Source organism: Shewanella sp. 5_MG-2023 (genome assembly GCF_030547465.1).
Taxonomy (GTDB): Bacteria; Pseudomonadota; Gammaproteobacteria; order Enterobacterales; family Shewanellaceae; genus Shewanella.
The window spans coordinates 78,562-97,360 of sequence record NZ_JAUORC010000002.1; the positions used below are offsets into that span (position 1 = coordinate 78,562).

General features: G+C 42.5%; 14 protein-coding genes and 1 riboswitch. Of the genes, 5 read left to right on the top strand and 9 right to left on the bottom strand.

What is annotated here, in order from left to right; genetic code table 11:
• Positions 1 to 363: 363 nt before the first annotated feature.
• The gene (locus Q4557_RS01320; RefSeq protein WP_102436708.1) at positions 364 to 1,605 is read left to right on the top strand and encodes a dicarboxylate/amino acid:cation symporter; all 1,242 of its coding nucleotides are present in this window, start codon (positions 364 to 366) and stop codon (positions 1,603 to 1,605) included.
• A 171-nt stretch (positions 1,606 to 1,776) separates the two neighbouring features.
• On the opposite strand, the gene Q4557_RS01325 is transcribed toward Q4557_RS01320, so the two are convergent.
• On the bottom strand, positions 1,777 to 2,769 hold the full coding sequence (locus Q4557_RS01325; protein ID WP_102436710.1) for a class 1 fructose-bisphosphatase: 993 nt from the start codon (positions 2,767 to 2,769) through the stop codon (positions 1,777 to 1,779).
• A gap of 249 nt (positions 2,770 to 3,018) precedes the next feature.
• Between Q4557_RS01325 and Q4557_RS01330 the strand changes: the two genes are divergently transcribed.
• A complete protein-coding gene (locus Q4557_RS01330; RefSeq protein ID WP_303410234.1) occupies positions 3,019 to 5,295 on the top strand; it encodes a S9 family peptidase in 2,277 nt (758 codons plus the stop codon).
• 194 nt (positions 5,296 to 5,489) lie between these two features.
• Here Q4557_RS01330 and arcA read toward each other — a convergent pair whose 3' ends face one another.
• Positions 5,490 to 6,206, bottom strand: a complete 717-nt coding sequence (arcA, locus tag Q4557_RS01335; RefSeq protein WP_076540527.1) for a two-component system response regulator ArcA — start codon at positions 6,204 to 6,206, stop codon at positions 5,490 to 5,492.
• Positions 6,207 to 6,909: 703 nt separating this feature from the next.
• Between arcA and Q4557_RS01340 the strand changes: the two genes are divergently transcribed.
• From Q4557_RS01340 to Q4557_RS01350, 3 genes are all read left to right on the top strand, one after another.
• A complete protein-coding gene (locus tag Q4557_RS01340) occupies positions 6,910 to 7,347 on the top strand; it encodes a DUF3293 domain-containing protein (RefSeq protein WP_102436771.1) in 438 nt (145 codons plus the stop codon).
• A 417-nt stretch (positions 7,348 to 7,764) separates the two neighbouring features.
• A riboswitch (Lysine riboswitch) is annotated at positions 7,765 to 7,941 on the top strand.
• 248 nt (positions 7,942 to 8,189) lie between these two features.
• Entirely contained in the window at positions 8,190 to 9,539 is a 1,350-nt protein-coding gene (gene lysC, locus Q4557_RS01345; protein ID WP_102436714.1) for a lysine-sensitive aspartokinase 3, read from the top strand.
• 17 nt (positions 9,540 to 9,556) lie between these two features.
• Positions 9,557 to 10,705, top strand: coding sequence for a succinylglutamate desuccinylase/aspartoacylase family protein (locus Q4557_RS01350; protein WP_102436716.1), 1,149 nt, complete (start codon positions 9,557 to 9,559; stop codon positions 10,703 to 10,705).
• Positions 10,706 to 10,845: 140 nt separating this feature from the next.
• Here Q4557_RS01350 and Q4557_RS01355 read toward each other — a convergent pair whose 3' ends face one another.
• From Q4557_RS01355 to rsmE, 7 genes are all read right to left on the bottom strand, one after another.
• Complete coding sequence (locus Q4557_RS01355; RefSeq protein ID WP_102436718.1) at positions 10,846 to 11,976, bottom strand: site-2 protease family protein; 1,131 nt, start codon at positions 11,974 to 11,976, stop codon at positions 10,846 to 10,848.
• Between the two features lie 63 nt (positions 11,977 to 12,039).
• Positions 12,040 to 12,417, bottom strand: a complete 378-nt coding sequence (locus Q4557_RS01360; protein WP_102436720.1) for a DUF4144 family protein — start codon at positions 12,415 to 12,417, stop codon at positions 12,040 to 12,042.
• 101 nt (positions 12,418 to 12,518) lie between these two features.
• Positions 12,519 to 14,186, bottom strand: coding sequence for a DUF342 domain-containing protein (locus tag Q4557_RS01365; RefSeq protein ID WP_102475343.1), 1,668 nt, complete (start codon positions 14,184 to 14,186; stop codon positions 12,519 to 12,521).
• Positions 14,187 to 14,379: 193 nt separating this feature from the next.
• Entirely contained in the window at positions 14,380 to 15,414 is a 1,035-nt protein-coding gene (locus tag Q4557_RS01370; RefSeq protein WP_303410244.1) for a methyltransferase, read from the bottom strand.
• 98 nt (positions 15,415 to 15,512) lie between these two features.
• Entirely contained in the window at positions 15,513 to 16,994 is a 1,482-nt protein-coding gene (locus Q4557_RS01375) for an alkaline phosphatase (RefSeq protein ID WP_241901135.1), read from the bottom strand.
• A gap of 65 nt (positions 16,995 to 17,059) precedes the next feature.
• A complete protein-coding gene (gene gshB, locus Q4557_RS01380) occupies positions 17,060 to 18,013 on the bottom strand; it encodes a glutathione synthase (RefSeq protein ID WP_102436726.1) in 954 nt (317 codons plus the stop codon).
• 37 nt (positions 18,014 to 18,050) lie between these two features.
• Positions 18,051 to 18,797 carry a 16S rRNA (uracil(1498)-N(3))-methyltransferase gene (gene rsmE, locus Q4557_RS01385; protein ID WP_102475341.1) on the bottom strand — a complete coding sequence of 249 codons (747 nt, stop codon included), beginning with the start codon at positions 18,795 to 18,797 and terminating at the stop codon, positions 18,051 to 18,053.
• Between the last annotated feature and the right edge of the window lie 2 nt (positions 18,798 to 18,799).

Consider the following 18,799-nt stretch of genomic DNA (forward strand, 5'->3'; position numbering starts at 1 on the left):
GCTTAAATTGTCGTCAGAGTTGTAGTGTTCTCAACTCATTAGTACTCTTGCGGTAGTGTATAATACTGTTAGTGTTGTGTTTTTTAGTCTTGAATCCTGCTAAAAATATTTATAATTCAACTGCTTTAGTTTAAGTTGTTTTAATTCAACAGTTTGGTGGTAGTTGTAAATGCTGCTGCTCAGTGGCCGCTCAAACTAATTGATCGATAGCATTGAATTAAATTGCTTCTTGTCCCAGTATCCTTGTCGTTAAAAATAATTAAAACAAATTTTCAGTCGAATTAACCTCAGTATTGAGCCTGTGTAAGTCGTTACAACAGCGAAATCAGCGTTAATTTGACTTTTATTAGGAACGTTCGCGATATGACCAAATCATTATCAAGCCGCATTTTTATCGGATTATTCTTTGGACTAATATTGGGCAGTATTGTCCAATTTGCCCTCAATGATGTCAGCTTCTTCTCAGGCACCTTAGTCAATGCTGCCAGCGGTATTGGTACCATGTTCGTTAATATGATCATGATGCTAGTGGTGCCACTGGTATTTGTCAGTATTGTTTGCGGCGTGTGTGAACTGCAAGATTTAAAGAGCTTTGGCCGTTTGGGCGGTAAAACCTTTAGCTTTTATATTATTAATACCTTGGTGGCTATCACAGCGGCATTTTTAGTCGCCATGTTACTGGAGCCAGGTAAAGGCGTTGATATGTCTAGCGATGGCGGCGTGAGCATTACTGCAACTGAGTTACCTAACTTAATGCAGCTGATTGTTAGCATAGTGCCTAATAACCCATTTGCCGCATTTACTTCAGGTAATATGCTGCAAGTTATTTTCATGGCCTTGCTGTTAGGCGGCGTGATTAAATCAATGGGTGAGAGCGTTAGCGGCGCAGTGCAAGGTTTTCAAACAGCCAATAAAATCATGATGCGCTTAATCACTGTGGTAATGAGCCTTGCGCCAATTGGTGTGTTTGCCTTGATGTTTAAATTAGCGGCAACCCTTGAGCCGGCTATTTTTGTCAGCGTGGTTGAATACCTGGTTATCATCTTAGCATTGCTGTTGTTATGGATTTTTGTGGTTTACCCTACAGCAGTGTCGATTTTCACCCCGGTATCAGCCTCGAGCTTTCGTGAAAAAACCAAAGAGCAGATTTTATTCTCGCTTTCTACCGCCAGTTCAAATGCGACCATCCCTGTGACCATGCGTACCTTAACCGATAAGTTAGCTGTTAGCCGCGCTGTCGCTGGATTCGGGGTGCCACTCGGGGCAACGATGAACATGGGCGGAGTGTCAATTTACATTACTATCGCGATTTTCTTTGTGGCCAATGCTTTTGGTATGCCAATTACAGCAGAGCAAATTCCAGCATTGTTATTTAGTGTGTTTTTATTGTCAGTGGGCGCTGGTGGCGTACCCGGCGGCGGCATGGTGATGATTGGTGTGCTTATCTACCAATTAGGTTTACCAGTCGAAGCCTTTGCCATTGTGGCAGCACTTGATCGTATTATTGATATGGTACTGACATCTTGTAACGTAGTGGGTGATACTGCGGTATTAACCATAGTGGATCAAACGGAAAAACCACATCAGCTTAATGCTGAGGCATAAGCTCGCTATTTAATCGTAGCTAAAGCGCTAACATTACATAGCCTGCAATTGCAGGCCATGTTGTTTTTAAAACTTAGTTATCTATTAGCTCAATCATTACTAATCACTAATAGCTAGCAAGATCAAAAAAACCGCCAGCAGGCGGTTTTTTAATAGTAGCTAAAAGCGCAATTAATCAATTGTCGGCTCTTGGCTGTAATCAACATCATGGTAGCTTAAGCAAGTATCCACTTCGTTGGCGCTACCAAGAATAACAGCAACACGTTGATGGATAGCTGTTGGTTCGATATCTAGGATATCACCATAGCCTGTAGATGCTTTACCACCGGCTTGTTCAACCAATAAAGCCATAGGGTTGGCTTCATACATTAAACGCAGCTTGTACGGCTTTTCAGGGTTCTTATTATCGGTTGGGTAAGCAAAGATACCGCCACGACATAATACGCGGTGAACATCACCCACCATTGCAGCAATCCAGCGCATATTGAATGACTTTTCACGGGGCCCAATAGTGCCTAATACTAAGTCAGCAATGTAAGTTTGCATTGGTGCTTCCCAAAAGCGCTGATTGGACATATTGATCGCAAATTCAGCGGTATCTTTACTGATACTCACTTCTGCTGTGGTGAGCAGGAACTCGTTAGTGTCAGGATCTAAGGTATAAAGTTGAGTACCTTGACCTGTGGTGAGCGCCATCATGGTTGATGGGCCGTAAAGCACATAACCTGCGGCAACTTGTTTGCGGCCACTTTGTAAAAAGCTTTGCTCGTTAAACTCGCCTTCGCCAGCAGGTAGCACTGAGAAAATCGTCCCTACCAGTGAGTTGATATCGATATTTGATGAACCGTCTAGAGGATCAAAACAAACTAAGTATTCGCCGTCTTGATTGACTTCAACAACATAATCTTCTTCTTCAGATGCAAGACCGCGAACATTGCCTTCAGCTTTAAGTGCATCTTTGAGCATGTCATTGGTAATCACGTCGAGTTTCTTTTGGGTTTCGCCTTGAACATTTTCTTGTTCAGTAGCGCCCAAAACACCAGCTAATGCACCATGTTGCACTGCTTTACTAATTGCTTTTGAGCAATCGGCAAGGCTAAGTACTAATTGTGAAAGCGAAGCTGATACTGCTTGGTTGGTCAGGGTTTGTGTCAAAGTTTGCATGCTTGTTCCTAAGACAGTAGAGGTTAAGGTCGGTAACCAGTGGTTAATGTTTTATTTTATTATCAAGGATAATACCTCAGATTTGTCCATATTACAGCGTGAAAAAGATGAGCAATATATGACTTGCAGTAGATTTGTTATAAACTCGCTGGTAAATAATGCTTTCAGTTGATTTTTGGTTAAATTAATATTGGCAGCGAAAATAATAATAACGATAAATATAAATTTATGGCTTCCCAAGGATTGATAATGACTAAAAAATGGAAATCGACCGCGGCGTTGATGCTGTCGGCAATTCCGCTAGTGTTTACTGGCGCTCTTATTTCAGATCATGCAATGGCCTCTACCATGAAAATATCCGGCAATACCACTCCACTGACCATAGAAAGAATTCATGCATCACCAGCCTTGGCCGGCGCTAGCCCTCGGGGATTAAAACTGTCTCCCGATGGTAGCCGAGTGACGTATCTTGCTAGCCGTGAATATAACCAGCATTTTTATGACTTATGGCAAATGGATATCAGCACTGCAAAGCGCAGTATGTTGCTTAATGCCGATAAGCTGGCTGGGGGCGAATTATCTGATGAAGAAAAAGCCCGCCGCGAACGTCAACGTATTTATGGTCAAGGGATCATGGAGTACTTTTGGGCTGATGATGGCCAAGCGTTATTAATTCCAGCTGCAGGCAAGCTGTATTTTTATACCTTGGCGGATCAAAAGGCGCAGGCATTAAATACCGGTGAAGGCTTTGTCACTGATGCGCGTTTGTCCCCTAAAGGCCGTTATGTGTCATTTGTGCGCGAGCAAAATATTTTTGTACTGGAGCTGGCAACAGAAAAGCTAACTCAGCTGACGTTTGATGGTAAAGGGCCGATTAAAAACGGCATGGCAGAGTTTGTCGCCCAAGAAGAAATGGGCCGAATGACAGGTTACTGGTGGTCGCCAGATGAATCAGCTATCGCCTTTACTCGTATTGATGAGTCAGGTGTTGAATTAGTCACCCGTAATGAGATTTATGCTGACGGTATAAAACTGACTGAGCAGCGTTATCCTTATGCGGGTAAAGCCAATGTTGAGATTGAACTTGGCGTGATTGAGCTGGCGAGTAAAGCAGTGCAGTGGATTGATTTAGGTAAAGAGAAGGATATGTATTTACCGCGAGTAAAATGGCTGCCAGATAGCAAGCAGTTATCATTTCAATGGCAAAGCCGCGATCAGCAGGCATTGGACTTACGCATCATTAACCTTGGTTCAAAACCTGGTTCAGACGTTAAAGCTAACACGGTTGTCAAAGAGCGCAGCCAAGCATGGGTAAACCTTAACGATGACTTACATTTCTTAAAGCAACAACAAGCGTTTATTTGGGCCTCAGAGCGTGATGGTTTTAAGCACCTTTATTTATTTGACCTGTCGGGTAAACAAATAAAGCAATTAACCACAGGGCTGTGGGCGGTTGATGATCTTGAGTTTGTGGATGAGCAGGCGGGCTGGGTGTATTTTTCAGGCCGAAAAGACACAGTTGTTGAACGCCATTTATATAGAGTGTCATTAACCAGTGACAAGATTGAAAAACTATCAACTAAAGCCGGGATGCACTCAGCAGTCTTTGCTGATAAAAAACCAATTTATTTAGATTACTTCAATAGTTTAATTCAGCCGCCACAGGTGAGTTTGCACAATGACACTGGCGAGCATTTAATGTGGGTAGAACAAAATGAAATTAACCAAACCCATCCTTTGTATGACGTTGCGGGTTTATGGCAAATACCAGATTTTGGCCAATTAAAGGCTGAAGATGGCCAAAATCTGCAGTACCGATTATTTAAACCCACTGATTTTGATGCCAGCAAAAAATACCCAGTAGTTGTTCGAGTATACGGTGGGCCACATGCGCAATTAGTGGTTAATAGCTGGAGTGAAGCGGATTACTTTACCCAATATCTATTACAACAAGGCTTTGCTGTATTTCAATTAGACAACCGCGGCTCAGCCCATCGTGGTACTAAGTTTGAATACGTTATTTACCAGAATATGGGTGATGCAGAAGTTAACGATCAAAAAGTGGGCGTAGATTACTTAAGAAGTCTGCCATTTATTGATGGCGATAATATCGCTATTTATGGTCATAGTTATGGCGGCTATATGGCGTTAATGAGCCAGTTTAAAGCCCCTGATTATTTCAAAGCGGCAATTTCAGGTGCGCCCGTGACCGATTGGCGTTTGTATGACACCCATTATACCGAGCGCTATATGGGTCACCCTGCTAAGAATAAACAAGGTTACGATGCCAGCAGCATTACCCCTTATGTGGAAAATTATCAGTCTGGTTTGCTGATGTATCACGGTATGGCTGACGATAATGTGTTGTTTGAAAATAGCACCCGCGTATATAAAGCGCTGCAAGATGAAGGCAAGTTATTTCAAATGATAGACTACCCTGGCTCAAAGCATTCTATGCGCGGTGAAAAGGTGAGGAATCATTTGTATAAATCCTTAGCTGCCTTTTTAGAACGCGAGCTTAAGTAGCGCTGTTTATAGCAAATGGGTAATAGGTAATGGGTTGGCAATAATAGCCCATTAGTTATAGATCACTTGTTATCGTCCATGAGGGATAGTTCATTTTTAATAGCCCATAAAAAAGCCAAGTCAGTGACTTGGCTTTTATTTTCATTTGCTACCCAATGAGCTTAATCAAATAAGCACATTAATTGCAGACGAAATTAATCTTCTAAGTTACCACAAAAACGGTAACCTTCACCGTGGATAGTTGCGATGATTTCTGGCGTGTCTGGTAAACTTTCGAAGTGCTTACGGATACGACGGATAGTCACGTCAACAGTACGGTCATGTGGCTTAAGCTCACGGCCAGTCATTTTCATTAACAAGTCTGCACGAGTTAAGATTTTGCCTGGGTTTTCTACAAAGTGAAGCATCGCACGGAATTCACTGCGAGGTAATTTGTAAGACTCACCTTGTGGGCTAACTAAAGAACGGCTGTTGATTTCTAAGCTCCAACCGTTGAAACGGTAAAACTCAACTGAACCTTTTTCTTCGGTTTCAGCGCCAGCGCTGTTTACACGAGTTAATAGGTTACGAGCACGGATAGTTAATTCACGTGGGTTAAATGGCTTAGTGATGTAGTCATCAGCGCCAATTTCTAAACCAAGGATCTTATCAACTTCGTTATCACGGCCAGTAAGGAAAATAAGGCCAATGTTATTAATTTCACGAAGTTCACGGGCTAATAATAAACCGTTTTTACCAGGAAGGTTGATATCCATAACAACAAGATTAATCTTATTATCCTGCATGGCTTTATGCATTTCTGCGCCATCGTTTGCTTCAGTTACTACATACCCTTCGGCTTCAAAAATACTACGTAGAGTATTACGGGTTACAGCTTCATCTTCAACAATAAGAATGTGTGGGTTTTGCATGTCATTTACCTAAATTAAAAACAATTCGATTCTAGTCATGTTGCACTAGGGCTGTGGCGTTATATAGCTAAGAAAACGCCGATAATTTATAAATTCACGATAGGTGTTTATCTATGTCTGCCCTGAACAAAACACGCTTCATGACTAACTACAATATATAAACCAGTTTAAGGCACTAATATTTATCGCACTTCTATAAAAGAGTTATACGTGACGTAAATTTTGATCATAAAAAATCAATATTCAGATCGTATGCTGAGCTTGAGTAAGCTCACAACCTGTCAAAATATCTGTAAAACCGATGATTCATATAAACTAAGAGATTAAATTGCTGATTAAAGTTCCTTCGCAACCTAATTTTGTCCTACATTTATATTCAGTCTTTTAAAATGTAGAACACATTTTAAAAGCTTGAACACTTTACCAAGATTTAATTTCAGTAAATGTAGTCGCTTGTGTCACAACTTAGCGTTATGTAGCAAAATCTAGCTAGTGTGAGATATTGTACTCGTTTTAGGCATTTGTTAACAAATGAAATGTTAACAAATTTACGGGGAAGATTTGTTACAAAAATGCTTTTTTGGGTAAGCTTATGATTTTTAGGTTAAATATAATTATTGTTCTTGTGACTTACATCACACAGGGTGTTGGTCCAAGTCTTGGTTTGCTACACTGAATTGGTCTTAATTGAGAAAAATAAATGATGAATAATTCAATAGATAACCTTTGGTTTAAGTATCAAGGGACCCAATTTCTACTTACTCAGCGCCTTTCTTACGCTGTCCCCTTCGCCATTGTCACCGCCCATAATCCCTTAGGCAGCCAATTGAATCCGTGTCAAAACCGTTTGTTAGATAGGCGACTTCAACGGAAAATTCAGCAATTTAATAGCCCCTATCGTTGCTTAATTGGCGCGGCGCCAGACTTATCTCATATGGAAAAAAGTTGGGCAGTCTTTATAGAAAAAGACCAAGCGTTAGCGTTAGGCCGAGAGTTTAAACAGCTCGCTATTTACTATGTTGATAATGGGGTGTTGTCATTACTTGCCTGTGGTGAAGCACCTGACAAGGAAGTGTTAATTGGCGAGTTTGGCCCACGAACGGTTTTAGTTAATGAATTACCTGATTTGCACGATGAATAACATGATCGGCGATTAAGTGACATTTGTATCAGTTATCGAGGATGTTTAATATCAGTAACTCCTTCTATAGGTACTTAGTTAAGTGCCTTTTTTTATTGTTATTTTTATATTTTTATTAGGGCAATGGCTATTTATATACTGTTGAAACTTGATTGTTAATATTGAAGCTTAATTGTGCAGTTTAGTTGAAGGTTTTAACTCAATAACCTCGAATTTACATTGAGGTTATTACTTTTTATTTTTTAATCACTATTGTTTTATATCACTTTTTTGTTTCAAATTATAAATAATAGCTTACATGATACTATTTTGAGCTCAGTGTCTCTATTTACGTATTGTGTTATTTGACGATTTTATGGCATATCCCAATTGACTTGAGTTGTTATTTATTGGTATTTTCATGCTCTTCCTGTGGGAAGAAACAGAAGAGGAGCGTTAGCTAGGTAGTAAGTTCGAGGAAAACCAATTCCTATGACAGCTTATGAGGGAGATTAGCGCCGAGGTACTGGTATGTTTGGTTGGCATTCGGTATCGGTCGTTTAGGTTGAATCCTAGCGATTGTCACCTATTTTTTGGTGGAGAGCTTCTGGTGAAAGATTGCTGTTTCCCTTCTTTAAGGGTGCGTTATCACTGCACCAGGCTCTTCGAACGAAGTAAGTTCGGAGTGTAATCATGTTTTTACGTATTAAATTTCAAGTTGTTCCAATACTGTGTACTCAGTTTATGTCTACTCAGTCCATGTCTACTGAAAGTATGTTTAGTCAAAGTTTGTCTGCTAAAACTTTGTCTACTAAAACTTTGTCTAGTAAAAGTTCGTCTGCGAATGTCGTGGAGGTATCAGCATGAGTTTAGTTGTTGCTAAGTTCGGTGGCACCTCAGTTGCTGATTTTGACGCCATGAACCGCTGTGCGGACATTATTTTAGCCAATGCCAATACCCGCGTCGTTGTTGTTAGTGCTTCTAGCGGTGTCACTAATTTACTGGTTGAGTTAACTCAAGCCAATGTGAACGACCAACGCCGCTTAAGTTTAGTCACTCAAATTGCTAAAATTCAATATGACATTGTTGATAAGCTGGCGCGTCCACAAGATGTAGCTGCTACGATTGATAAGCTATTAAGCAGAATGGCAGTGCTTAGTGATAAGTTAGTGCTCGATAGAAGCAAAGCCATCATTGATGAGCTGTTATCCATGGGTGAGCAATGTTCATCATTATTGTTCTCTGCGGTTATTCGCCAAAAAGGCACGCCATCAAGTTCATTTGATGTGCGCCAAGTATTAAGAACCGATAGCCATTTTGGTAAAGCAGAGCCGCAAATTGAGCAAATTGCGCTCCTAGGCGCGGAGCATTTACAGCCGTTATTGGCTCAGCAAGTGATCGTGACTCAAGGTTTTATTGGCGCTGATGAAGCAGGCAACACCACCACCTTAGGCCGTGGCGGCAGTGATTATTCAGCTGCGTTATTAGCTGAAGCCTTAAAAGCAGATGCGGTAGAGATTTGGACTGATGTGGCCGGAATTTATACCACTGACCCACGTTTAGCGCCTAATGCGAGACCTATCGCTGAAATTAGCTTTAATGAAGCGGCTGAGATGGCTACCTTTGGCGCTAAAGTATTACACCCTGCGACGATTTTACCGGCCGTGCGTCAACAAATTCAGGTGTTTGTTGGTTCCAGTAAAGCACCTGAACAAGGTGGAACTTGGATCCGTCATCAAGTAGAAGATGCCCCGGTTTATCGAGCTGTGGCTCTAAGACGCGATCAAACTTTATTAAACCTGCATAGCTTACAAATGCTCCATGCTCAGGGCTTTTTAGCGCACACCTTTGCCACGCTTGCTAAGCATAAAATTTCAGTTGATTTGATTACCACCTCAGAAGTTAATGTGTCACTAACGCTTGATAAAACCGGTTCTGACTCCAGCGGGCAGGGGTTATTAAGCGAGTCATTACTGCAAGAACTATCACAAAATTGCCGTGTAAGAGTGGAAGATAAATTAGCTTTAGTGGCGATTATTGGTAATCAAATAGCGTCAACAGCAGGTATTTGCAGCCGAGTTTTTGGGGTACTTGAACAGCATAATGTGCGCATGATTTGCCAAGGGGCTAGCCCACATAACTTATGTGTTCTCGTCGCTGAATCTGAAGCCGCAGATGTGGTTAACTCTCTGCACCAAAACTTATTTGAATAATTGCTAACGTGGCAGGTATGACATCAGTGAATTCAATTACAGAACAGGCTAACGATTATTCAGCCACCATGTCTCGGGTTGAAGTGGGAGAGCTTGCCACAGGCCAAGCGTTAACGGCGCCACTGTTTAGCTTTAAAGGCTCAGATGACGCCGCGCCCAGTGTTTATATTCAGGCCAATGTTCATGGGGCTGAAGTGCAGGGTAATGCGGTGATACATCAGCTGATGACTTTACTGCAAGACTACACTGTATTAGGCGATATTCACTGCGTGCCATTAGCCAACCCTTTAGGCATTAATCAAAAAAGTGGCGAGTTTACCTTAGGGCGATTTGATCCTATCACTGGGGTGAATTGGAACCGAGAGTATTATGATCAGTCACTTGATATTGCGAGCTGGTTCACTGAGCATCAACACTTTGCCGACAAGGACTTGTTTAGTGCTTTTAGGCAAACCTTAGTCAATAATTGCCAGCAACGTTTAGCCAACCTTTGGGGTATTAGTACCGGGCATCGCTTAGCGGTGACATTACAACATATGGCCCATGGCGCTGATATCGTGCTTGATTTACATACCGGGCCTAAATCTGCAAAGCACCTTTATTGCCCTGAGTATGATGCAGCCGCAGCCGCGTTTTTCTCGATCCCCTTATCGTTAATTATCCCCAATGAATTTGGCGGCGCCATGGATGAAGCGGTTTTTTGTCCATGGTGGCAATTAACTGAATATGCAGCGTTAAAAGGGCGCATATTCGATGTGCCTGTGGCGGCTTTTACCTTAGAGCTAGCAAGCCAAGAACGTATTGATATGGCAGATGCTAAAAATGATGCCCTAGGTATTTTGGCCTATTTGAGCCATCGGGGAGTGATCAAAGAGCATGTTGCTCCTGCCAGCATGAAACGCTGGGGCTGTTACTTAAAGGATTATAAAAAGTTTCATGCCCCTAAAGCGGGTTTAGTGGAATACTGCGCAGCGGTTGGTGAGCCGTTAGCTGCTGGCGAGCCTTTAGTGACCTTATTAAGGTTAGATCAGTACGGCAGTGATAATGCCGTCACTTCGGTGAGTTTGCCGATAGATTGCGTGCCAGTGCTGCATTTTGCTTCAGCTTCAGTCCATCAAGGCACTGAGCTGTATAAAGTCATGACTAAGGTATTTGAAATTCCATAAGCTAAATAGATAAGTTAATTTCGTTTTTTCAGCAAGTTAAGCCCGTAGCTAGTTTTTACGGGCTTAGTTTTTACGGACTTAGTTCTCTCAGGCTTAGTTCTTGCTAGCTTAGTTGATGTTAAGCACTGCTATTTATTTGACTAGCTTCTTAATATTTCTAATGGCATCGACAGCATTTCATCGCCAGATGCAGCAAAATACCAAATAATAGCAATCAGTAAGCCAACCGTAATGAAGTACCACAAGGTCGAGAAGATTTGCCCATAACGGTCAAGGGGCAATAAATGACTTTGATGACGGCTTTTCCATTCAAATACAATCTCAAGACTGCCAATTAATAATAAGAAGCCCAGTAATGCCAGTCCAAGGCTGTAGCTAATGAATACCCCAGCGGCTGCGCCTGCGATACAGGCGATTAGACCCACCATGCTATTCATCGAAAAGGTGATACTTTTTAAAATATGACCACCATCTAAAGGCAGTATCGGCAATAAATTAAAGAGGTTTAATAGGGCGTTAAAGCTGGCCAGTCCGGCAAAAAAGATATTACCCGTCAGCCAATAAGCCAGCATACAGCCGATGGACATAAACAGGCCAAAAGTCGGCCCCATAATAGAGATCACCACGTTCTGCCAACGGGTATTAATACGCTCGTCACTAACAGCAAGGCCGCCCATAAATGGGATCAAATAAATCCCTTTGGTTTTCATGCCAAAGTGTTTCATTGCTTTGATATGACCATATTCATGGATAACCAAACAGGCAATCAAGGCTAATGCAAACTCAATTGAAAATAGCCAAGAGTAGGCCGCCACACTGGCTGCAGCGAGCATGGCTTTAATCACTTTGGCGCTTTTAAGTAACTTAAAACCTAGAGAGGCTAAGCCAACAAAACTGAATTTTTGTTGTTTAACTGGGGCCACTTCAGGGGTTTGTCGTTCTATGTCCTTGCTGTTACGCTGGCCATCGGCAATGGTGTTATTGTCCACCAAAACCGTATAGTTGATGATAAATGGTTGCCACTGCACATCAGACTCTAAGCGCACTTTCATGACTTGGCGGTTGGTTTGGGTGATGACATCATCATGACTGGGTTCTGCTAGTGAACTCGGTCTAGACAACTCAAATTCGTGGATAGTAAAGCTTTGATTATCAGCAGAAGCCGACTTTTGCGAAACCAGTTGATTATCCCAATAGAGCTGTTGCCAGCCAGCCATGGAGCCCTCTAATCGTAGGCGTTTTCCTAGGCATTCTATGTTTAACAGTTCCATGCTTGATACTCGTATTACGGGATAAAATGTGGAACAGCATTTTGCCTGAGTCGTGAGGCTGACTCAAGAAAATTCAGACTCAAGAAATTCAACCGTTTCAATTCCTTGTCTAATAGTACTGAAAATAAGCTTTGCGCTGCAGCAATGACCATTTAGCTGGGCATGTTGGCGTACATAATGAATGAAAGTCATTAAGTCGATAGCCTGAGTGCTTAATGCTAATTGAGGCAATGCGGCTACGGTTATAGGTTGGCTGGTATCTGTTGCTGAGTTGATGGAAATATCGAAAGTATTGCCTTCACTGTCGAGTAACTTATCGCAGGTACCTGCAATATGAGGAGTTAAGCAGCAAAACTCTAGCCAGTCTCTATCACTAGCTAGATAAATAAGCTCGTCACAGCTTTGCTGCTTGATGACTGCGGGCCAACAAATACTTTGCATGATAAAACCTGTAGGCGGTGACACTGAGTAACCATTGATAAACTCAATGATTTAAGGCCACACTATTGCCGCTTGAAGTATGTACCCGTTACATAGTGCAACTATCGGTTGCCATAATCAAAACTAATTTCATTTTGCTTATTCATGACGAGGCAAGGGCCGTGCTCCCGTTGGGTTGTATTTTTAGACGGGCCAATATTAATTTTAACGTTGGTAAAGATATGCTTTTTGGCCTGAATAAAATGCTTATTATAGTAGCCATCGGCATCTTGCTGTAATTGCTTGAACTGCGCTTCTAACTGCGCACGATTGCTGGCGAGTTGTTTCTTTTCATCCAGCATCATTTTTACTTGCTCTATCATGCCTGCATCGGTTTGCCATTCGCTTTTAGGTGGCAGCTTGCGTAATCTAGCTTCAATATCAAGGCCTGCAATGACAAGCTGTTTGATTTTATCATGGGTAGTTTTGACTTCTGCGCGAATTTGAGCTTGATCCATGGCGCAAAATAATGCGGTTTTAGTGCCTGCTGTAGCGCCAATTGCCACCGCATGAATGCCTTTGCTAGCGCTCGCCTTGCCACCAACCAGATCGCCTCGTCTGCCGCTAGGATCACTCACTGTGATGACACCGTTTGAACATGCGTGACTATGAAGTAATTGCTTGGTCACTAAGATATCATTGTCAGCATTAAGGCTTGAGTATTGCACGAATTGTGCGCAAATTTGTCCTTGGGCATTAATTGTGGTGCTAAGTTGATGCTCTTTAATTTGGCGACCAATGATGCCTTTACTGACAATGATATCGCCTTTGGCATCCAGTGTTGCTGAGTCCACAAACCCCATGACGGTAATATCGCCGCTACTTTTCACTTGCATGCCTTCATGGACATCACCGCTAATTAACACGCTGCCTTCAAAGTTCACATGGCCAAAATTGACATCAACGTCTTTAATTTGTAGTACATCATCCACTTGCATGCCAAGGCGGGTTTCAACTGGCTGACCTGAAACTGTCGCAATTAATAAGTTAGGATCATTGACGGCCAGTTGAGTGCCATTACCTGGTTGCATAATCATGTCTTTGCCGGGGATTTGCGGCAAAACATCATCATTGACGTTATAACCTGCAACACCATCTGTAGCAGGGGTTTTAATCATTAATACATCGTTTGGTTTTACCATGATCATGGCGCCCAAATCGCGCATATCCACCGATCCATCTTCTCGCTCTTGGGGTTGCAATAAGCGCTCGCGGGCTAATGGCACTTGCCTTGCTAGGCTGGCATTGGTGCCATTTTGGGGCTGTTTACCGTGGGCGATCAGCGAGCGACATTGCTCACCTGGCGGTAAGGTGTCTAATTGTTGTAGTAGCGATAGGATGTTGGGTTTGCTTAAGCCCATTTTAACCTTATGGAATTTAAGCGCATTTAAAATGGTTGGCAGTGTTGGGTCTTGGCCGCCATAGGCAGACACCAAGCTCATTGAGGCTGACATTTTATCTTCGCTGATCTCGATGATGACTTTACCATCAAGGCGCTCAGCAATAATAAAAAATAATTCGTGTTTACCGCTATCGACACTGCAGTGACTATTTACTTCAGCGGTCGCCTTAGCAATGTTTTGCTCTAAGGGCCGCAGCATGGCAAATTCAGGCTGATTAAGTAACTGGGTTATATCATCTTCAGTGATGGGGCCGTGACGGCTAGGCGTAACGCGAAGCTCAACTTGAGTTTGATCAACATTAAAAACCGCTAAATCTGATGCTAGCATAAAATCCCTTATTTTTACGTTCTACATTTGAGCTTATTAGGCTGCCCAATGGGTAGAACGATACGCCTTAGATGACGTTTATTATTAGCTAACAAAATGTAGCGTTTTTTAGGGATAAAAACTAGTCAGTAATTGGTTGTTTTATAACTAAATCAAATAATTTGTGAACTCCATAGCCGTGGAGCCATTTTTGTTATTTATTAAATTGATATAATTTATATTTATTGTTTTCTGCTGGCACATTTACTTGGCCAAATTCAGCGGCTATGGTGTCGGCATACGGCAAGTTTCGGTTAGCGACAATTTGCCAGACGCCGCCTTTGGCAAGGCTTGATGCACTTGATTTAACAAAGTCTTTGGCAATTTGGTTGGTTGCGGCTAAGCCATCATGAAATGGTGGGTTAGCAATGATGCCATTAAATTGACCGCTAATTTGGTTAAAGCCATCAGAGGGATACACTTTTGCTTGCATGCCATTTGCGGCAAGGGTGAGTTCACAGGCTTTTAAAGCCATGGCATTAATATCAATACACTCAACGGATAAACTTGGGTTTGCTTTTAGTAAGGCCGCGCTAATAACCCCAGCACCACAGCCAAAGTCCAATACGCGTTTTTCTAATGTCGGCAAATGCGATAGCAATAATTCTGTACCTTGATCGAGACGCTTTTCGCTAAACACGCCCACAAGATTACAAATGGTGATCTCCCCTTGAGGGGTTGATAATGAGTATTGGCTGACCCAATTATTAAGGTCAAATACAGGTGCTTGGGCGATTAACTCACTGACAAATAATAAACAATGGCGGGCATTATCGCGCTTACTTGGGGTTGAGAAATACTCAGGTAGTAACTTTGCTAACGATTTAACCCCACCTTTATTTTCGCCTACGACAATTAGGTGTCCGCCCTGCTTTAAATGCTTGGCGGCGAGGTTAAATAAATAAGGCGCTAGGGGCTTAGCTTTTGGGAAATAGATAATAGCGACATCAAAGCGTTTTTCTGCATCGGTAGTTGGCAGCTGATGACCAAAGTGACTGCTTAAGCCTTTTTGTTGTTTTTGCGGCAATAATAAATAATGGTTAAAGTCTAATGCTAAGCTCGTCACTGATGCAGCGCTGTTAAGCAACTCAGCCGCCAAGGTATCAGCTTCATGATTTAGAATTAAAACATCTTGGTTTTCAATGAATTCAGCATTTCTTAAAATGACTTGAGAAGCGTTAGTAAGCACGAGATTAACCTTTGAAAAAATAATCTGTCGATTATAGCAAATACCGGCAATAAAAAGGGTGACAAAATTGTCACCCTTTAAGCTTTCTTCATCAGTAATTAATTACTGATAATAACAGTTTGGCTTTGGGGTAATAAACTCATCATCTTAGTGGCAATATCAGTGTTGTTTTGATGGCCACTGAACAGTCTTTCTCCTGGACCTGCAGCAAAAACCTGCACGTCTAATCCAGTGTGACCCAGTGTGGTCCAGCCGGTATTAGTGCGGGCATCAATGATTGTTAATATTGTGGCAGTAAGCTGCTTTTCACCCTGCATACGGGCGTTACTTAATTGAGTCAATTCTTCTTGGCTGGCGTCAAAGCCAATCAGTTGATTAAACTTAGTTTGCCAGTCATCAGTAGCAATTAACTGCTGAGCAATATTCGTTGGTGAGGCATTGATGGCGTGAATGAGTTGTGGCTGCCACTCATACTCACCATTAGTACCAATAGAAAGTCCGCCGGTGTTGTGATCGGCGGTAACCACCATCAAGGTGTCTTTACGTTGACGAACAAATTGCTCAACCACTTCAATGGCATTGGCAAATTCATCCATTTCGCCCATCACTGAGGCGATATCATTATCATGTCCAGCCCAATCTATCAGGCTGCCTTCAACCAGTAACACAAAGCCTTGGTCGTTTTGAGCTAATAGCTCTAAGGCCTTTTTCGTTAAGCTGCTAAGTTTATGGCCTTGCTTATCATCAATGACCCATGGCAGTTGCACTGGGGCAAATAAACCCAGTACTTTTGGCTCAGTGATACTATCAAGTTGCTCAAACTCGGTAATGTGTTGATAGCCTTTGTCTTTAAATTGCAGCAACAGTTCAGCTGAAAAATACTGTTGGCCGCCGCCTAAAATGACATCAGCATCGGTGTTTAAATATGATTGTGCGATGGCTTTATAGTTTTTGCGGTGCTCATTGTGCGTTAAAAACGCCGCAGGAGTAGCGTGGTTCACCTGACTTGATACCGCGACACCCGTGGATAAGCCTGCCGCTTTGGCAAGTTCCATAATGGTGGTCAGTGGGCGTTTATTTTCATCGACTGAAATCGCGCCATTATAGGTTTTAAATCCTGTGGCTAACGCGGTTGCCGAGGCGGCAGAGTCAGTCACATAACCGCTACTGCGAGCAGGGTAGGTACTTGCCATGCCCACTAACAGCCGATCGAATACGGTTTGCTCGATTTCTTGGGTATTGGGGTTGTCTTTAAAGTAGCGGTAGGCGCTGGTGTAAGCTGGGCCCATGCCATCTCCCACCATGATGACCATGTTTTTAGGTTTAGCTGCTGTAGTTGAAGCTTTGTTAGTGCTTTTTAGTGCTGTAATTGGCGCGACGATTACGGGGTCATCAATTACAACCTGTTCAATTGCTGCTTTTTCCGAAATGGCTTCGGAAGTAACAGCAGCTTCAGCTTGAGTTTGGCTAGCAGTATCAGTATTAATGGCGGCTTCAGCGATAAGTTCATTGGCAACAGTGGTATTAGAAAACCACAGGGTTAAGCTAAGCAGTAAGCCTAGCGTACGTCTTAAATGCATGTGTAGTCCCAAATGTGTTCGACAATATCAGCAGCAATGATCTCCACTGCTGCTATCCTTTTGATTTATGCTTTTTTATTGATACGCGCTTCAATTGAGTCCATCAACATCCCAGTAATATCCACATCAAATGCGGCTTCAATTTCTTTGATACAAGTTGGGCTGGTGACGTTAATTTCAGTTAGCTTGTCGCCAATCACGTCAAGACCAACAAAGATAAGCCCACGCTTTTTAAGCTCAGGTCCGATAGTGTTAGCAATATGCCAATCAGATTCCGATAACGGCTGCGCCACACCACGGCCGCCAGCGGCTAAATTGCCACGGGTTTCGCCTTTTTGTGGAATGCGTGCCAGTGAGAAGGGCACTGGCTGGCCATCGACCACTAAAATGCGCTTATCACCAGAAGTAATATCTGGAATAAAGGCTTGTGCCATGGCGTATTGCTGACCTTCATTGGTTAAGGTTTCAATAATAACGCCTAAGTTAGGATCATCTTTCTTAACGCGGAAAATTGAACTGCCACCCATACCATCAAGTGGTTTTAAAATGATATCGCCTTTGGCTTTATGGAAAGCGCGGATGCGTTGCTCATCTCTGGTGACTATGGTTTCTGGGGTGAATTCTGAGAACCACGCAGTAAACAGCTTTTCATTGGCATCACGTAAACTTTGTGGCTTATTAACGATCAGTGTACCTTGCTCTTCAGCGCGCTCAAGCATATAAGTTGCATAGATAAACTCAGTATCAAATGGTGGGTCTTTACGCATTAAGATGACATCAAGGTCAGCCAGTGGCGTATCAATACTGTCGCCTAATTCAAACCATTTTTCAGAATTTGCTGCAACAGTCAATGAACGCATGGTGGCAGTAGCCTCGCCATTAACCATAGCAAGATCATTCATTTCCATATAAAACAACTGATAACCGCGAGCTTGCGCTGCCATTAACATGGCGAAACTAGAATCTTTTTTAATGTTAATCTCACTAATTGGATCCATTACTATGCCGAGCTTAATCATACTTTTATCCTTATATTCTCAATGCATGCATCATTGATTAACCAATATCACCAAACCTAAGTTGCAAGGCGGTGATAGCCGTTAGCGAAGCGGTTTCTGTTCGTAATACTCTTGGACCGAGCAATACATCGGTAAATTGTTGGGTTTCTGTCATGGCGATCTCTTCTTCTGATAAACCGCCTTCAGGACCAATTAGCAAACGAACTTTATGGCTATCTTTACTCTCATCCAATGACAGACCATTAATACCATGTGCCGCTCTTGGGTGTAGGTTCAACTTTAGCGCATCGGTTTGCTCAGCGCACCACTGACTTAAGGTCATGGCTGGGCGCACAACAGGGACCACACTTCGCCCTGATTGCTCGCAAGCACTAATGACAATTTTTTGCCATTGAGCGATTTTTTTATCGAGCCGTTCGCCATTAAGTTTGACTCCACAGCGATCTGAAAATAGCGGGGTTATGGTGCTGACACCCAATTCAACAGATTTTTGAATAGTAAAGTCCATGCGGTCACCACGAGAAATAACCTGGCCTAAATGTAAATCTAACGGTGACTCTGAATCATTTGCCGTTTTTGTAATGATTTCCACAGTGACATTCTTTTTATTGGCGCTGATGATATTGGCTAAATAGTCATAACCATCACCGCTGAATAAACTGATTTGCTCACCTTGTGTCATACGCAGCACTCGGCCAATGTGGGCTGCACCGTCTTCATCAAGCTTTACTTGTTGGTTGAGCGCTAGCTCATTGACGGGCTGATAAATTCTTGGAACTCGCATAA